This window comes from Cryocola sp. 340MFSha3.1, assembly GCF_000383315.1.
Taxonomy (GTDB): domain Bacteria; phylum Actinomycetota; class Actinomycetes; order Actinomycetales; family Microbacteriaceae; genus Leifsonia.
Map to the genome: position 1 here is coordinate 1,692,055 of NZ_KB911088.1, position 17,514 is coordinate 1,709,568.

The 17,514-nt window shown below is 71.9% G+C and carries 14 protein-coding genes; all 14 read left to right on the forward strand.

Annotation, left to right across the window (positions count from 1 at the left end):
- Window positions 1–41 precede the first annotated feature (41 nt).
- Window positions 42–623: a bifunctional pyr operon transcriptional regulator/uracil phosphoribosyltransferase PyrR gene (pyrR, locus tag H284_RS0119215; protein ID WP_020077489.1), complete on the forward strand. Its 582-nt coding sequence runs from the start codon at window positions 42–44 to the stop codon at window positions 621–623.
- On the forward strand, window positions 620–1,591 hold the full coding sequence (locus H284_RS0119220; RefSeq protein ID WP_018191204.1) for an aspartate carbamoyltransferase catalytic subunit: 972 nt from the start codon (window positions 620–622) through the stop codon (window positions 1,589–1,591). Before pyrR ends, H284_RS0119220 begins: the two co-directional genes overlap by 4 nt.
- Window positions 1,592–1,593: 2 nt before the next feature.
- The gene (locus H284_RS0119225; RefSeq protein WP_020077490.1) at window positions 1,594–2,928 is read left to right on the forward strand and encodes a dihydroorotase; all 1,335 of its coding nucleotides are present in this window, start codon (window positions 1,594–1,596) and stop codon (window positions 2,926–2,928) included.
- A complete protein-coding gene (locus tag H284_RS0119230) occupies window positions 2,921–3,493 on the forward strand; it encodes a PH-like domain-containing protein (protein ID WP_231371288.1) in 573 nt (190 codons plus the stop codon). The genes H284_RS0119225 and H284_RS0119230 overlap by 8 nt, the downstream gene beginning before the upstream one ends.
- A gap of 1 nt (window position 3,494) precedes the next feature.
- Window positions 3,495–4,664: a glutamine-hydrolyzing carbamoyl-phosphate synthase small subunit gene (gene carA, locus H284_RS0119235; RefSeq protein ID WP_231371289.1), complete on the forward strand. Its 1,170-nt coding sequence runs from the start codon at window positions 3,495–3,497 to the stop codon at window positions 4,662–4,664.
- 105 nt (window positions 4,665–4,769) lie between these two features.
- Window positions 4,770–8,057, forward strand: a complete 3,288-nt coding sequence (gene carB, locus H284_RS0119240) for a carbamoyl-phosphate synthase large subunit (RefSeq protein WP_020077491.1) — start codon at window positions 4,770–4,772, stop codon at window positions 8,055–8,057.
- Window positions 8,054–9,016 (forward strand): orotidine-5'-phosphate decarboxylase, encoded by a 963-nt coding sequence (gene pyrF, locus H284_RS0119245; protein WP_286132345.1) that lies wholly within the window; start codon window positions 8,054–8,056, stop codon window positions 9,014–9,016. The genes carB and pyrF overlap by 4 nt, the downstream gene beginning before the upstream one ends.
- The gene (gene gmk / locus H284_RS0119250) at window positions 9,009–9,953 is read left to right on the forward strand and encodes a guanylate kinase (RefSeq protein ID WP_020077493.1); all 945 of its coding nucleotides are present in this window, start codon (window positions 9,009–9,011) and stop codon (window positions 9,951–9,953) included. The genes pyrF and gmk overlap by 8 nt, the downstream gene beginning before the upstream one ends.
- A gap of 100 nt (window positions 9,954–10,053) precedes the next feature.
- Window positions 10,054–10,314, forward strand: coding sequence for a DNA-directed RNA polymerase subunit omega (gene rpoZ / locus H284_RS0119255; RefSeq protein ID WP_018191197.1), 261 nt, complete (start codon window positions 10,054–10,056; stop codon window positions 10,312–10,314).
- An 82-nt stretch (window positions 10,315–10,396) separates the two neighbouring features.
- Window positions 10,397–11,719, forward strand: coding sequence for a bifunctional phosphopantothenoylcysteine decarboxylase/phosphopantothenate synthase (locus tag H284_RS0119260; protein ID WP_020077494.1), 1,323 nt, complete (start codon window positions 10,397–10,399; stop codon window positions 11,717–11,719).
- A 60-nt stretch (window positions 11,720–11,779) separates the two neighbouring features.
- On the forward strand, window positions 11,780–12,973 hold the full coding sequence (gene metK, locus H284_RS0119265; protein WP_018191195.1) for a methionine adenosyltransferase: 1,194 nt from the start codon (window positions 11,780–11,782) through the stop codon (window positions 12,971–12,973).
- A gap of 2 nt (window positions 12,974–12,975) precedes the next feature.
- Complete coding sequence (locus H284_RS0119270; protein WP_020077495.1) at window positions 12,976–15,051, forward strand: primosomal protein N' family DNA-binding protein; 2,076 nt, start codon at window positions 12,976–12,978, stop codon at window positions 15,049–15,051.
- Window positions 15,052–15,141: 90 nt separating this feature from the next.
- Window positions 15,142–16,080, forward strand: coding sequence for a methionyl-tRNA formyltransferase (gene fmt, locus H284_RS0119280; RefSeq protein ID WP_020077497.1), 939 nt, complete (start codon window positions 15,142–15,144; stop codon window positions 16,078–16,080).
- Entirely contained in the window at window positions 16,077–17,507 is a 1,431-nt protein-coding gene (locus H284_RS0119285; RefSeq protein WP_020077498.1) for an RsmB/NOP family class I SAM-dependent RNA methyltransferase, read from the forward strand. Before fmt ends, H284_RS0119285 begins: the two co-directional genes overlap by 4 nt.
- The last annotated feature ends 7 nt before the right edge of the window (window positions 17,508–17,514 follow it).

The following is a 17,514-nucleotide window of genomic DNA, read 5'->3' on the forward strand; positions in this document are numbered from 1 at the left end:
TCCTTTAAGAGCCGTCCTGTGAGGCGGGGAAGGAGGTCGGCATGACAGCGCGCACCGTGCTGCAACAGGCTGACATCGCCCGGGCGTTGACTCGGATCTCTCACGAGATCCTGGAGTCCAACCGGGGAACGGACGACCTGGTGATCCTCGGGATCCCGACCCGCGGCGTCGTGCTCGCGCGGCGGATCGCCGAGAACATCCAGCGCATCGAACCGGCGGCCATCGCGTTGCCGGCGGACATCGTGGGCGCGCTCGACGTGACCATGTACCGCGACGACCTCTCGCGGCATCCCACGCGCACGCCGCAGCCCACCTCACTGCCCGGCCCGATCGACGGCAAGACCGTCGTGCTGGTCGACGACGTGCTGTTCTCGGGCCGGACCATCCGCGCAGCCCTGGACGCGGTGAGCGACCTCGGCCGCCCCCGGGCCGTACGCCTCGCGGTGCTGGTCGACCGCGGCCATCGCGAGCTGCCGATCCGCGCCGACTTCGTGGGCAAGAACCTGCCGTCGGCCGCGTCGGAGCGTATCTACGTGCGGCTCGCCGACGTGGACGGCGACGAGTCGGTCACCATCGAGGACCCGAACGCCGAACCGAACGCGACGCAGGAGGCCGACGCATGAGGCACCTGCTCTCCACCCGCGACCTCCCGCGCGAGGACGCCATCCGGCTGCTCGACATCGCCGAGGACATGGCGGATGTGCAGGACCGCGAGGTCAAGAAGCTCCCGACCCTGCGCGGCAAGACCGTCGTCAACCTGTTCTTCGAGGACTCCACGCGAACGCGCATCTCGTTCGAGGCCGCCGCGAAGCGCCTCTCGGCCGATGTGATCAACTTCTCGGCGAAGGGCTCCAGCGTCTCGAAGGGCGAGAGCCTCAAGGACACCGCCCAGACGCTGCAGGCGATGGGCGCGGACGCCGTGGTGATCCGTCACGGGTCGTCCGGCGCTCCGCAGACGCTCGCGGCGAGCGGCTGGATCGACGCGGGCATCGTCAACGCCGGCGACGGCACGCACGAGCACCCGACCCAGGCGCTGCTCGACGCGTTCACGATGCGCCGCCGCCTCCACGGCACCGCATCGCGCGGCAAGGACCTCGACGGCGTGAGCGTCGCGATCGTCGGCGACATCCTCCACTCGCGCGTCGCGCGCTCGAACGTGTGGCTGCTGCGCACGCTCGGCGCCCACGTCACGCTGGTCGCACCGCCGACCCTGCTGCCGGTGGATGTGTCCGGCTGGCCGGCCACGGTCGGCTACGACCTCGACGCGGCGATCGCGGAGGGACCCGACGTCGTGATGATGCTCCGCATCCAGGCCGAGAGGATGAACGCCGCGTTCTTCCCGACCACACGCGAATACACGCGACGCTGGGGGCTGGACGAGGAACGGTTGGGCCGGCTGCGGGCCGATAGCATTGTGATGCACCCGGGACCGATGAACCGCGGGCTGGAGATCTCGGCCGCGGCCGCGGACTCCCCGCGCTCGACGGTCCGGGAGCAGGTCGCGAACGGCGTCTCCGTGCGGATGGCAGCCCTGTACCTGCTGCTGTCGGGTGCAGGTCCCGAACAGGTACGGCCCGGCGGTGTGAGGTGAGTGTGGACGAGAGATTCCTGATCGGCGGCGCGACGCTGGCCGACGGCACCCGGACCGACCTTCTGGTCGAGGGCGGCCGGATCGTGGAGACCGGTACCGGGCTGAGCGCTGCGGGCGCGACGGCGATCGACGCGGACGGGCTGCTCGCGCTGCCCGGACTGGTCGACCTGCACACGCACCTGCGCGAGCCCGGCTACGAGCAGAGCGAGACCGTCCTGACCGGTACGCGCGCCGCGGCCGCGGGCGGTTTCACGGCGGTGTTCGCCATGGCGAACACGTCGCCGGTGGCCGACACCGCTGGCGTGGTGGAGCAGGTGCTGAGCCTGGGCGAGGCCGCCGGCTACGCGACCGTCCGCCCGATCGGCGCCGTGACGGTGGGACTCGCGGGCGAGCGCCTCGCCGAGCTGGGCGCGATGGCGCAGTCCCGTGCCCGTGTCCGGGTGTTCTCCGACGACGGCAAGTGCGTCTCCGACCCGCTGCTGATGCGCCGGGCGCTGGAGTACGTGAAGGCGTTCGACGGCGTCATCGCCCAGCACGCGCAGGAGCCGCGCCTGACCGAGGGCGCCCAGATGAACGAGGGCGCGCTCTCGGGCGAGCTGGGTCTGGCGGGCTGGCCGGCGGTGGCCGAGGAGTCGATCATCGCCCGGGATGTGCTCCTCGCCGAGCACGTCGGCTCGCGCCTGCACGTCTGCCACGTCTCGACGGCCGGTAGCGTCGACGTGATCCGCTGGGCGAAGGCCCGCGGCATCGACGTGACCGCCGAGGTCACCCCGCATCATCTCGCTCTCACCGAGGAGCTGGCGACCGGTTATGACGCGCGCTACAAGGTGAACCCGCCGCTGCGCAGCCGGGAGGACGTCGAGGCGCTCCGCGCCGGCCTCGCCGACGGCACGATAGACATCGTCGCCACCGACCACGCTCCGCATCCCGTCGAGTCGAAGGACTGCGAGTGGGATGCCGCCGCGTTCGGCATGGTCGGCCTCGAGTCGGCGCTCTCGGTGGTGCAGGCGTCGGTCGTGGACAACGGGATGCTCGGCTGGGCCGACATCGCGCGCGTCCTGTCCGCCACCCCGGCGAAGATCGGCCGGCTGGACGGCCACGGCGCGCCGCTGGCCGCGGGCGCTGCGGCGAACCTCTTCCTCTACGACCCGACCGCGTCGCGCACGTTCTCGACCGGCGACCTCGCGGGCAAGGGCGTCAACTCGCCCTACCTCGGGCTGACGCTGCCCGGACGTGTCGTGGCGACCTTCCACCAGGGCCGGGCGACCGTGCTCGACGGCACCGTGGTCGACGCCGGGCGTCTGGCCGCCGGAGCGGGGGTGACGGCGCATGGATAAGGTGCTCCCCACCCTCGGGATCCTCGCGGTCGTCGTCATCGTGCTCGCACTGGCGGTCGTCGGCTGGCGCCGGCGCGTGCGGCGCGACACGGCATCCGGCGGCGGCTACTCCACCCCGGGAACGCTGAGCGCGCCGACCGCCTCCACCGAGGTGCTGTACGTCGCGACGACCCGCGCCGGTCAGCCCCTGGAGCGGCTCACCCTGCCGGGGCTTGCGTTCCGCGGGACGGCGACGGTGACCGTCCGGCCGGAGGGCGTCGAGCTCGCGGTGACGGGGGAGCAGCCGGTGTTCATCCCGGCCGCCGTCGTCACCGGCATCGGCGCCGCGAGCGTCGCCATCGACCGCGTCGTCGAGAAGGACGGCCTGCTCCGCCTCGGCTGGACCACCAGCGGCGGCACCGCCGCCGACAGCTACGTCCGGGTCGTCGACCCGGCCGGCCGCGCGCAGCTCGCCGCGGCCATCGAAGATCTCGTGCCGCGGTCGGACACCGCAGGCACGGCCGGTGCGGAGACCACCGGCGACGACACGACGGGCGTCGACCGCCCGAACGACAAGGAGGTGTGACGTGCTCGCTGCAGAACCCGCAGTGCTCGTCCTCGAAGACGGAAAACGGTACGTCGGCCGGGCCTACGGCGCCCGTGGGCGCACGCTCGGCGAGGCCGTGTTCGCCACCGGGATGACCGGGTACCAGGAGACGCTGACCGACCCGTCGTACGCGGGCCAGATCGTCCTCATGACGGCGCCGCACATCGGCAACACCGGCACGAACGACGAGGACATGGAGTCGCGCCAGATCTGGGTCGCCGGCTACGTCGTGCGCGAGCCCAGCCGCGTCGTCTCCAACTTCCGCGCCCAGCGGAGCCTCGACGACGACCTCGTCGCCCAGGGCGTCGTCGGGATCAGCGGCATCGACACGCGCGCCGTGACCCGTCACATCCGCTCGGCCGGTGCCATGCGCGCCGGCGTCTTCTCCGGCGACGACTTCGCGCTGAGCGACAGCGAGCAGCTGGATCTGGTGCTCGCCGGAGCGCCCATGAAGGGCCGCAACCTGTCGGCCGAGGTGTCGACGATCGAGCCGTACACCGTCCCGGCCGTCGGCGAGAAGGTCGGCTCGGTGGCCGTCCTCGACCTCGGCGTGAAGAAGTCCACGCTGGAGAACCTCGCCGCCCGCGGGCTCGACGTCCACGTCCTCCCGCAGCAGGTGTCCGCGCAGGATGTGCTCGACCTCGGCGTCTCGGCACTGTTCTTCTCGAACGGCCCCGGCGACCCCCAGGCCTCCGACAAGCATGTCGCGCTCCTGCAGGAGACGCTGCGCGCCGGGCTGCCGTACTTCGGCATCTGCTTCGGCAACCAGCTGCTCGGCCGCGCGCTCGGCCTCGACACCTACAAGCTGCCGTTCGGCCACCGCGGGATCAACCAGCCGGTGCTCGACAAGCGCACAGGCCGTGTGGAGATCACCGCGCAGAACCACGGCTTCGCGGTGAAGGCGCCGATCGACGCGTCCTTCGACTCGCCTGCCGGTTTCGGCCGCGTCGAGGTGAGCCACTTCTCCCTCAACGACAACGTCGTCGAGGGCCTGAACTGCCTCGACCTGAACGCCTTCAGCGTGCAGTACCACCCCGAGGCGGCCGCGGGCCCGCACGACGCCAACTACCTCTTCGACCGCTTCCTGGACATGGTGCGCGCTCAGCACGCCGACCAGTCCGCCGGCACCGAGAACCAGGAGAACGCCTGATGCCCAAACGCGCGCGGTGGAGCTCAAGAGGAGCGCGGAGCGGTCCTGCGAACCCAGCGCCGAGGGAGCTTGCGACCGAGGTTCAAACAGACAAGCGAGATCAGAATGCCTAAACGCAACGACATTAATTCGGTCCTGGTCATCGGCTCCGGGCCGATCGTCATCGGCCAGGCGGTCGAATTCGACTACTCCGGCACCCAGGCCTGCCGCGTGCTGAAGGCGGAGGGCGTCCGCGTCATCCTCGTCAACTCCAACCCGGCGACGATCATGACCGACCCCGACTTCGCCGACGCGACTTACGTCGAGCCGATCACCTGGCCGGTCATCGAGACGATCATCGCCAAGGAGCGCCCGGACGCGATCCTCCCGACCCTGGGCGGACAGACGGCGCTCAACGCGGCCATGCAGCTGCATGAGCACGGCATCCTCGAGAAGTACGGCGTCGAGCTGATCGGCGCGAAGTTCGAGGCGATCCAGAAGGGCGAGGACCGCCAGATCTTCAAGGAGCTCGTCGTGGAGGCGGGCGCCGAGGTCGCGCGCTCCCACATCGCCCACACGGTGGATGAGGCCCTCGAGTTCGCCGAGGACCTCGGCTACCCGCTCGTGGTCCGGCCCTCGTTCACGATGGGCGGACTCGGCTCGGGCTTCGCGCACACCCCGGAGGAGCTCCGCCGCATCGCCGGCGACGGCATCCACCAGAGCCCGACCAGCGAGGTGCTCCTGGAGGAGTCGATCCTCGGCTGGAAGGAGTACGAGCTCGAGCTCATGCGCGACACGGCCGACAATACGGTCGTCGTCTGCTCCATCGAGAACGTCGACCCGGTCGGCGTGCACACCGGCGACTCGATCACGGTCGCCCCGGCGCTCACGCTGACCGACCGCGAGTACCAGCGGATGCGCGACATCGGCATCGACATCATCCGCGCGGTGGGTGTCGACACCGGCGGCTGCAACATCCAGTTCGCGGTGAACCCGGAGAACGGCCGCATCATCGTCATCGAGATGAACCCGCGCGTCTCCCGCTCCTCGGCGCTCGCGTCGAAGGCGACCGGCTTCCCGATCGCGAAGATCGCGGCGAAGCTCGCCATCGGCTACCGCCTGGACGAGATCCCGAACGACATCACCAAGGTGACCCCGGCGAGCTTCGAGCCGACGCTCGACTACATCGTCGTCAAGGTCCCGCGGTTCGCGTTCGAGAAGTTCCCGGCCGCCGACCCGACGCTGACGACGACCATGAAGTCGGTCGGCGAGGCGATGGCCATCGGCCGCAGCTTCAGCTCGGCGCTGCAGAAGGCGCTCCGGTCGCTCGAGAAGCGCGGCTCGTCGTTCCACTGGGGGCCGCAGACGCGCACCGTGGACGAGCTGCTCGACTCGATCGCGACGCCGACCGACGGCCGCATCGTCGACGTCCAGCAGGCGTTGCGCCTCGGCGCGACGCCGGAGCAGGTGTTCGAGGCCACGAAGATCGACCCCTGGTTCATCGACCAGATCGTCCTGATCAACGAGGTCGCCGACCAGATCCGCGACGCCCCGACGCTCGACACCGACACGCTGCGCTACGCCAAGGACCACGGGTTCTCGGACGCGCAGATCGGCGAGCTGCGCGGCTTCGGCGAGGCCGACGTGCGCGAAGTGCGCCACATCCTCGGCGTCCGGCCGGTGTACAAGACGGTGGACACCTGCGCGGGCGAGTTCCCGGCGCTCACGCCGTACCACTACTCCAGCTACGACCTGGAGACCGAGGTGGAGCCGAGCGACAAGCGCAAGGTCGTCATCCTGGGCTCCGGTCCGAACCGCATCGGGCAGGGCGTCGAGTTCGACTACTCGTGCGTGCACGCGTCGTTCGCGCTGCACGACGCCGGGTTCGAGACGATCATGATCAACTGCAACCCCGAGACGGTGTCGACCGACTACGACACCAGCGACCGGCTCTACTTCGAGCCGCTGACGCTGGAGGACGTGCTGGAGATCATCCACGCGGAGTCGCAGTCCGGCGAGCTCGTCGGCGTGGTCGTGCAGCTCGGCGGCCAGACGGCGCTGGGGCTCGCGAAGGGCCTCGAGGCCGCGGGCGTCCCGATCCTCGGCACCACGCCGGAGGCCATCGACCTGGCGGAGGAGCGCGGACTGTTCTCCGGGATCCTCGACGACGCCGGCCTGGTCGCGCCGCGCAACGGCACCGCCGTCGACTTCCCGAGCGCTTCGCACGTCGCCGAGCAGATCGGCTACCCGGTGCTGGTGCGTCCGAGCTTCGTTCTCGGCGGTCGCGGCATGGAGATCGTGTACGACAGCGCGTCGCTCGCCGACTACTTCGAGCGGGTCGCGGGCCAGGGCATCGTCGGCCCGTCGCATCCACTGCTGGTCGACCGCTTCCTCGACGACGCGATCGAGATCGACGTCGACGCCCTGTTCGACGGCGAGCGGCTGTACATCGGCGGCGTGATGGAGCACATCGAGGAGGCCGGTGTCCACTCGGGCGACTCGTCGTGCACCCTCCCGCCGATCACGCTCGGCCGCCGCGAGATCGACCGCGTGCGCGAGGCCACACGGAAGATCGCCGAGGGCATCGGCGTGCGCGGCCTGCTGAACGTGCAGTTCGCGATCGGCGCGGGCGTGCTCTACGTGCTCGAGGCCAACCCGCGCGCGTCGCGGACGGTGCCGTTCGTCTCGAAGGCGCTCGGCATCCCGCTCGCCAAGGCGGCCTCGCGCATCATGGTGGGCGAGACGATCGCCGACCTGGTCGCCGAGGGCCTGCTGCCCGATCAGGACGGCTCGCGCATCCCGATGGATTCGCCTGTCGCCGTGAAGGAGGCCGTGCTGCCGTTCAAGCGGTTCCGGACGAAGGAGGGCACCGTCGTCGACTCGGTGCTCGGCCCGGAGATGCGCTCGACCGGTGAGGTCATGGGCATCGACAAGGACTTCCCGACGGCGTTCGCGAAGAGCCAGTCGGCCGCGTACGGCGGCATGCCGCTCGGCGGGACGGCGTTCGTGTCCGTCTCCGACCGCGACAAGCGGGCTGTTGTGCTCCCGGTGCTCCGGCTGCACCAGCTCGGCTTCGAGATCGTCGCGACCGAGGGAACGGCCGAGGTGCTGAACCGCAACGGGATCGCGGCGCGCATCGTGCGCAAGCACAGCGAGGCACAGGAGAGCGGCGGCGACTCGATCGTCGACATCATCAACCGTGCCGAGGTGGATGTGGTGATCAACACCCCGAGCGGGCGGTCCGCCCGCGCCGACGGGTACGAGATCCGTGCCGCGGCGGTCGCGGCGGACAAGCCGCTCTTCACGACCATCGCCGAGCTCAGCGCCGCTGTCGCGTCGCTGGACGCCATCCGCGAGGGCTTCGACGTGAAGTCCCTCCAGGAGTACGCCGTCGAGAGGGCCGCCCGAGCATGACGACCCCCGCTCCCGCAGCCGACAGTTCCGGAGTTTTTCCGTCCGACACGCCGGTGGCGGGCCGAAAAACTCAGGAGCCGTCGGCCGGGCGCCGGGCGCGGTTCGGGGAGCGCCTCGCGGGGGTGTTCGCCGAGGAGGGGCGGCTGTGCGTCGGCATCGACCCGCACGCGCACCTGCTCGAGGCCTGGGGGCTCCCGGCGTCGGCCGACGGCCTCCGCTCCTTCGGGCTGACGGTGGTGGAGGCCGCAGCCGGCCGGGCGGGGATCGTCAAGCCGCAGGTGGCCTTCTTCGAGCGTTTCGGCGCCGCGGGCTACGGCGCGCTGGAGCAGGTGCTGGCCGCCGCTCGTGCCGCCGGTCTCCTGGTGATCGCCGACGTCAAACGCGGCGACATCGGAACGAGCGTCACGGCCTACGCGGAGGCGTGGCTGACTCCCGGGTCTCCTCTGGAGGCCGACGCGATGACCGTCGCCGCCTACCAGGGGGTCGGGTCGCTCGCCGACGCCATGGCGCTGGGGGAGCGGGCCGGCAAGGGACTCTTCGTCCTGGCCGCGACCTCCAACCCGGAGGCGGCGGATGTGCAGCAGGCCGTCGTCCGCTCCGGGCCTCGGGCGGGACAGTCTGTCGCTCGTGCGATCATCGAAGACGTGCATTCGTTCAATCAGGAGCAGCCGGGCGGCGCGCCCTTCGGATCGGTCGGGCTGGTGCTCGGCGCGACCGTCGAGCTCGCCCACTACGGGATCGATGTGGCGACGGCGGGGGAGCGGACACCTGCACTCCCGGTGCTCGCGCCCGGATTCGGGCACCAGGGCGCCCGGGTCGAGGACGCGCCGCGGCTGTTCGGTTCGCTCGCGACCGGTGTGATCGTCAGCGAGTCGCGCGGGCTCCTCACGGCAGGGCCCGCGGGTCTGGCCGACGCGATCGCGCGTCGCGCCGAGGAGGTGCGGTCCGCGCATGTCTGAGGCCGCATCCACCCGGGAGGCTGCCTCCCTGCGCCCTGCACCGCCCGAGGTCGACCGTCAGGCCGCCTCGCAGGCCGCCGTCGCCGCGCGCCGTGCTCGTGCCGCGGTGAAGGCCGCGATCGCCTCGCGCGAGGTATCGCCGCTCGTCGTGCTCGACCGCGCGACCGCCGACCCGGAGGGCGTCGAGGGGCGCCTGCGCGTGACCGAGTTCCTGCTCAGCGTGCCCGCCATCGGCACGACGAAGATGAAGGAGGCCCTGGACCGCCTCGCCATCTCGCCTGCGAAGCGCCTCGGCGGCCTGGGGCGCCACCAGCGGCTCCGGCTGCGCCAGTACCTCATCGAGCGCGAGAACCGCAGCGCGCGCCAGCGCAACCGGCTGGTCGTGCTGGCCGGTCCGACCGCGGTCGGCAAGGGCACCGTCTCCACTTACATCCGGGAGCACTATCCCGACGTGCTGCTGTCGGTCTCCGCGACCACGCGTGCGCCGCGCCCGGGCGAGGTCGACGGGATCAACTACTACTTCGTCGATGACGCCGAGTTCGACCGGATGATCGCCGCCGGCGAGCTGCTCGAGCACGCCACCGTGCACAACGCCTACCGCTACGGCACGCCGCGCGCTCCGATCGAGAAAGCCCTCGCCGCCGGACGCAGCGTGCTGCTGGAGATCGACCTCCAGGGCGCCCGCCAGGTGCGCGAGTCGATGCCGGAGGCCCGCCTGATCTTCCTCCTCCCGCCGACCTGGGACGAACTGGTGCGGCGCCTCATCGGGCGTGGCACGGAGGATGCGGCCGAGCAGCAGCGGCGTCTGGAGACGGCAAAGGTCGAGCTGGCCGCCCAGGACGAGTTCGACTACAAGGTCGTCAACCACGACGTCGCCGAGGCGGCCCGCGAGGTCGTAGACTTGATGAAGGTCCGTGCGGCGCCAGCGCGTCCATGACCTTCCTCCGCGCCGTCGCCGGCGCGCCCACCGTCCTCGGCCGCCTCTCGCGGTCGTCCGATCCGGCTCAGCGCCCGATCGCCCAGAGCAAGGAGCATCCATGGCCACCAGCAACAACGGCATCATCGACCCGCCCATCGACGACCTCCTGTCGCGCGTCGAGTCCAAGTACGCGCTCGTGATCTTCGCGTCCAAGCGGGCCCGCCAGATCAACGACTACTACGCCGACCTCCACGAGGGCAGCCTGTTCGACAACGTCGGCCCGCTGGTCGACTCGTCCGTCGACGACAAGCCGCTGTCGGTCGCGCTCCACGAGATCAACGAGGACAAGCTCGTCCTGAAGCCGATCGCCGCCGAGTAAGACAGAGGCAGAAGACAACACCGCAGGACGACCGCAGCCGGGAGGCCCCGGCCGAGGAGAGGTGCCGCCGTTGAGCCCACGATTGACCATCGTCGTCGGAGTGACCGGCGGCATCGCTGCGTATAAAGCCGTCGGTGTCATCCGCGCCCTGGTCCTCGAGGGTCACTCGGTGCACGTGGTCGCGACGGAGGCCGCTCTGCGGTTCGTCGGGCGACCGACGCTCGAGGCGATCAGCCGCAACCCGGTCGCGACCGACCTGTACGAGGGCGTCGCCGAGGTCCGTCACGTCGCGATCGGCCAGTCCGCCGACTTGATCGTGATCGCCCCGGCGACCGCGAACACCATCGCGAAGCTCGCCGCCGGCCTGGCCGACGACCTGCTCGGCAACACCGTCCTCGCGTCCACCGCGCCTCTGGTCATCGCGCCCGCGATGCACACGGAGATGTGGCGCAACCCGGCCACGGTCGCGAACATCGCAACCCTGCGCAGCCGCGGCGTCACGGTCGTCGGGCCGGCGAGCGGTCAGCTGACCGGCGCCGACTCCGGCCCCGGCCGCATGGAGGAGCCGGAGGTCATCGTCCGGGCCGCCCTGCGTGCCGCCGGGGCGATGCCGCGCGCGGTCGAAGCCCCCGCTGACGCGCCCGCCGCCCTTCCCGCGGGGTCCGCGGCCGAGGCTCCTGCGGTGAACGACGTGGTGGTGCTCTCCGAGCGACGCCGCGCCAACGAGGCCGCCCGGCGCCCACGCGGCGGCGTGGACCTCGCCGGGAAGCGCGTGGTCATCACCGCCGGGGGGACGCGCGAGCCGCTCGATCCCGTCCGCTTTCTCGGCAACCGGTCGAGCGGTCGACAGGGGGTCGCCATCGCCAGCGCCGCGCAGGCTCGCGGCGCCGACGTGGTGCTGATCGCCGCGCACCTCGAGGTGGAACCGCCGGAGGGCGTCGAGCTCATCGAGGTGCAGACCGCGCTCGAACTGCAAGAGGCGGTCGAGGAGGCTGCCCGCGCCGCCGACGTCGTCATCATGACAGCGGCCGTCGCCGACTACCGTCCGGCCGAGACCCGCGAGGCCAAGATCAAGAAGTCGGACCACGGCGACACCCTGACGCTGGAGCTGGTGGCCAACCCCGACATCCTCGCCGGGCTCTCCGCGCACAAGCGCGACGACCAGGTCGTCGTCGGGTTCGCGGCCGAGACCGAGCCGGACCCGCAGGCCCTCATCGAGCTCGGCCGCACCAAGCTCGCCGCCAAGGGCAGCGACTTCCTCGTGCTCAATCAGGTGGGCTGGTCGCAGGGCTTCGCAACGGAGAGCAATGAGGTCGTGGTCCTGCGCAAGGGCGGCGATATAGTAATGGAGGCCTCGGGCAGCAAGCTGTCGGTGGCCGACCGTATCCTCGACGTCATCGCGTAAACACGCTTGCGCCGGAGGAATCCGGTCGTGAGACAAGCGCCCCGTCGACCAGGGAGAACAATGGCAGATCTGCGTCTCTTCACGTCCGAGTCCGTCACCGAAGGGCACCCGGACAAGATCTGCGACCAGATCTCCGACAGCATTCTGGATGCGCTGCTCACCGTCGACCCGCACAGCCGGGCCGCCGTGGAGACCCTCGTCACCACCGGTCTCGTGCACGTCGCCGGCGAGGTGACCTCGAACGGCTACGTCGAGATCCCGGCCCTGGTGCGCAACAAGCTGGTCGAGATCGGGTACGACTCGTCCGACGTCAGCTTCGACGGCACCCAGTGCGGCGTGTCCGTGTCGATCGGCGCACAGTCGCCCGACATCGCGCAGGGCGTCGACAACGCCCTCGAGACGCGCGCGGAGCAGAGCCACGACGACCTCGACCGTCAGGGTGCTGGCGACCAGGGCATCATGTTCGGTTACGCCACCACCGAGACCCCGCAGTACATGCCGCTGCCGATCTGGCTCGCGCATCGACTCGCGGAGCGCCTCGCGTCCGTCCGCAAGGACGGGACGCTCGACTACCTCCGGCCCGACGGCAAGACCCAGGTGACCATCGGCTACGAGGGCGCGGTCCCGAAGTCGGTGCAGACGGTCGTGCTGTCGACGCAGCACGCCCCGCAGGTCTCCAATGAGCAGCTGCAGGCGGAGGTCATCGAAGAGGTCATCAACCCGGTGATGCACGCCGCCGGGCTCGAGACCTCGCACATCCGGACTCTCATCAACCCGACCGGACGCTTCGAGATCGGCGGCCCCAAGGGCGACGCGGGTCTCACCGGCCGCAAGATCATCGTCGACACCTACGGCGGGGCCTCCCGCCACGGCGGTGGCGCGTTCTCGGGCAAGGACCCGTCGAAGGTCGACCGCTCGGCGGCGTACGCCATGCGCTGGGTGGCGAAGAACGCCGTCGCCGCAGGCCTCGCCGACCGGCTCGAGGTGCAGATCGCGTACGCGATCGGCAAGGCGGCGCCCGTCGGGCTGTACGTCGAGACGTTCGGAACCGCGAAGGTTCCGGAGGAGCGCATCATCGGCGCGATCCGCGACGTCTTCGACCTGCGGCCGGCCGCGATCATCCGCGACCTCGACCTGCTCCGCCCGATCTACGCGCGCACGGCCACCTACGGGCACTTCGGCCGCGAGCTCCCCGAGTTCACCTGGGAGCGGCTCGACCGCGTCGACGACCTGCGCTCGGCCGCGGGGATCTAGCGGTGGCGGCGGCCGGACGGGTCGCCCGGGTGGTCCTCGACTCGCCGCTCCCGCAGCTCGACCACCTCTTCGACTACAGCATCCCCGAGGAGCTCGCCGCCGAGGCGCAGCCGGGCGTGCGCGTGCGCGTCCCCTTGCGGTCGGCCGGCCGTGTCGCCGACGGCTACCTGGTCGAGGTCGGCGAGCCGGACGACGGGTACGACGGGACGTTGAGCCCGCTGGAGGCCGTCGTCTCGCCCGCACAGGTGCTCACGCCGAGCGTGTGGCGGCTGGCGCGGCGGCTCGCGGATCGGAGCGCCGGTACGGCGAGCGACATCCTGCGCCTGGCCGTCCCCGGCCGGATGGTGCGCGTCGAGAAGGCGTGGCTCTCGGCGCGATCCGCCGCCGCCGACAGCTCCGGAGTTTTTCCGCCCGACACGCCATCGGAGGGCCGAAAAACTCAGGAGCTGTCGGGGGCGGCCGTGGCGGTGCGCGGGTACGGAGAGCGGGTGCTGGAGGATGCGGTCGCGCGCGGCGAGCGGATCGCGCTCCGCGCCATCCCGCGCCTCGTGCCGCTGCCCGACGGCACCTGGGTCGGCGAGTGGGCGGTCACCCTGGCGGCGCTGGCCGCCGACTGCTGGCGCGGCGGCCGCACCGCGATCGTCGCCGTTCCCGATCACCGCGACCTGGAGCAGCTGGCCGCAGCACTCGCGGTCACCGCTCCCGCGCACGCGGTCGTGCGCGCCGACGCCGGGCAGGCGAACCCCGACCGGTACCGCGGCTTCCTGGAGGCGCTCTCCGGTCCGCGCATCGTCATCGGCAACCGCTCGGTCGTTTACGCCCCCGCCGAGCGGCTCGGCCTGATCGCGGTCTGGGAGGACAGCGACCCTCTGCACGCCGAGCCGCTGAGCCCGTATGTGCACACGCGGGATGCCGCCCTCGTTCGGCAGGAGCTCGATGGCTGCGCTCTGGTGCTGAGCGGCAACATCCGCAGCGTTGAGGCGCAGCGCCTGGTGGAGCTCGGCTGGCTGCGCGACATCGCGCCGGAGCGCATCCAGACCCCGAAGGTGGTGCTCACCGCCAACCAGCAGGCGCCCGAGCCGATGGCCCGCGCCGCACGCATCCCGTCGACGGCCTGGCGCGCCGCCCGTGAGGCGCTCAACGGCGAGAGCGGACGGCCGCGCGGCCCGGTGCTCGTGCAGGTCGGGCGCCCCGGCTACGCTCCGGTGATCGCCTGCGCGAACTGCGGCCAGGCGGCGCGGTGCATGAACTGCAAGGGCGCGCTGCACCAGACGCGGGCGGGCTCGCCGCCGTCGTGCACCGTCTGCGGCCGGCTCGCGACCGACTGGCAGTGCGAGCACTGCGAGCACCGGCGGTTCCGGCTGGTCACCGTCGGCTCGGGCCGCACCGCGGAGGAGCTGGGACGCGCGTTCCCCGGCACGCGCGTCATCCTCGCCGACGGCGATCATCCCGTGCAGCGCGTCGGGTCGGCGCCCGCGCTCGTCGTCGCGACCCGCGGCGCCGAGCCGATCGCCGAGGGCGGGTACCAGGCGGTGCTGCTGCTGGACGGCGAGCGGATGCTGGCGCGCGAGAGCCTGCACGTCGCCGAGGACTGTCTGCGCTGGTGGCAGAGCGCGGCCGGGCTCGCCGCACCCGGCGCCCCGACCGTCCTGGTCGGCGTCGGGGGACCGCTGGCGCGCGACTTCGCGACCGGGCGCCTGGTCGAGTTCGCGCACGAGGAGCTGGTGGACCGCCGCGAGCTGCGCTTCCCGCCCGCGGTGCGTCTCGCCTCGGTCACCGGGTCGGAGGCCACCGTGACCGAAGTGCTGGATGCGGTGGACCGCTCGCTCCTCATCGACGTGCTGGGGCCCGCGCCGGTGGAGGCGGAGGGTCCGTCGGCGCGCGCCGCCCGCTCCGGGCCCGACCTCGTCCGCGCCGTGCTGCGGTTCGAGTACGCGCACGGCGCTGACGTCGCGGCGTCCGTCCGTGCCGCCGTCGTGAAGAACGCGACCCGACGTCGTCGCGCGCCGGCGGGACGGCCGGGCTACCGTCCGGCCCCGACGCTCCGGGTGCGCTTCGACGATCCCGAGATCCTCTAGGAGCCGACCCCGGGCTGCCGCCGCTCGCGGCCGGTCATGAGCTTCGCAGAGTAGGCTGGGTCGCCGTCCCGAACCGAAAGAACCTTCTCCATGCGCATCGTCTTTGCCGGAACGCCGGCCGTCGCCCTCCCGTCCCTGGAGGCCGTCGCGGCCCGGCACGAGGTGGTCGCCGTCGTCACCCGTGAGGATGCGCCGCTCGGCCGCAAGCGCGTGCTGACCCCATCGCCCGTCGCGGAGGCTGCGGAGCGTCTCGGGCTGCCGGTGATCAAGGCGAACCGCCTCGGCGACAATGTGACCGAGCACATCGCCGCCCTGCAGCCCGACCTCGGCGTGGTGGTGGCGTACGGCGGCCTGGTGCGCGAGCCGCTGCTGTCGCTTCCGCGCCTCGGCTGGGTCAACCTCCACTTCTCCCTGCTCCCGCGCTGGCGGGGCGCCACGCCCGTGCAGCGCGCCGTGATCGCCGGGGACACCGAGACCGGCGCGGCGGTCTTCCATCTCGTGCCGGAGCTCGACGCGGGGGATGTGTACGCCGAGCTGCGACGCCCCATCGGCCCGGATGAGACGGCCGGCGAGCTCCTCTCCGCCCTGGCCCAGGAGGGCGCGGCCCTACTGGCCGACACCGCCGACGCGCTGGCCGCGGGCACGGCCGTCGCAACGCCACAGGAGGGTGAAGTCACGCTGGCGCCGAAGCTGACGCTCGAGGATGCGCGGCTCGACCTGACCGAACCGGCCGAGCGGGTCTCCGCGCGGCTGCGTGGCGTGACGCCCGAGCCGGGCGCGTTCGTGCTGCTGGACGGCGAGCGGTTCAAGGTGCACGAAGCGCGGACGACCGACGGTGAGGAGCCCGTGGCTCCTGGCGCGGTCGAGCTGCGCGGCAAGCGGGTGCTCGTCGGGACCGGGACCGCTCCGCTGGAGCTCGTCACCGTCCAGCCGGCCGGGAAGCGCGCGATGCCCGCCGCCGACTGGCTGCGTGGAGTCGCCTCCGCGTCGGCCTCCTCCGCCGGGTCGACCGGGGTGGTGTTCGCATGAACGCGCCGCGCGACGACCGCAACCGCGACCGTCGGCCCCGTCCGCGTTCTGGTCCGCCGCAGACCCGCGTCCAGCCCGCCCGCCAGGTCGCACTCGACGTGCTGCAGGCCGTCAGCGACTCCGACGCCTACGCCAACCTCCTCCTTCCGACGCGCATCGCCCGCGCCGGGCTCTCCCCGGCGGATGCCGGCCTCGCCACCGAGCTGACCTACGGCACGCTGCGGATGCAGGGCTACTACGACCGGGTCATCGCCATCGCGGCGGGCCGTGACGTCGAGCGGATCGACCCGCCTCTCCTCGACGTGCTGCGGCTGGGCGCGCACCAGCTGCTGTCGATGCGCGTCCCGTCGCACGCGGCGGTCAACGAGTCGGTCGGGCTGGCGCGCAGCGTCGGCAGCCGCTCGGGCACCGGCTTCGTGAACGGCGTGCTGCGCGAGATCGGCCGCCACACTCCCGACGAGTGGCGGGATGAGGTGGCGTCGCGGGCGAAGAACGACGACGACCGCCTGTCGGCGCTGTACTCGCATCCCGTCTGGGTGGTCCGCGCGCTGCGCCGGTCGCTCGACGCCGAGGGCCGGGTGGAGGAGTTGGAGCAGCTCCTGGAGGCCGACAACACCGCGCCGCGGGTCAACCTCATCGCACTGCCCGGTCTCGTCGACAAGCCGGACGACGCCCGCGACGACCGTTTCTCGCCTCCCGGCTTCACCGTCGGCGGCGGCGACCCTTTCGGGATCGTCGAGAAGACCGAGGGACGCATCCGCGTGCAGGACGAGGGCTCGCAGCTGGCCGCCCTCGCGCTGACCCGCGCGGAGCCGGTGCGGCCGGGGGAGCGCTGGCTCGACTTGTGCGCCGGCCCCGGCGGGAAGGCGGCTCTGCTCGCCGCCGAGGCGCTGACCGGCGGCGCGACCCTGGTCGCGAACGAGCTGGTCCCCGCCCGCGCCGAGCTGGTTCGGCGCGCGCTCGCTCCGGTGCCGCTGGAGGTGCCCGTCTGGGAGCTGGACGGCACGGTCGTCGGCGCCGAGCATCCCGAAGCGTTCGACCGCATCCTGCTCGACGCCCCGTGCACCGGGCTCGGCGCGCTCCGTCGCCGCCCGGAGGCGCGCTGGCGGAAGAGCCCACGGGATGTCGCCGAGCTGACCGCGCTGCAGTCCGCGCTGCTCGACTCGGCCATCGCCGCTCTGAAGCCCGGCGGCCTGCTCGCCTACGTGACCTGCTCACCGCACCTCGCCGAGACCCGCGGGGTCGTCGCCGACGCGCGTGAGCGCCACGGCGACCTGCTCGAACCGCAGGCGACCGCCGACACCCTGCAGTCCATCGCCGTCGAACGGCTCGATCTCGCGGGCGACGGCGACACCGTCCAGCTGTGGCCGCACCGGCACCTCACCGACGGGATGTTCATCGCGCTGCTCCGCAAGCGCTCCGCCTAGGCTGGAG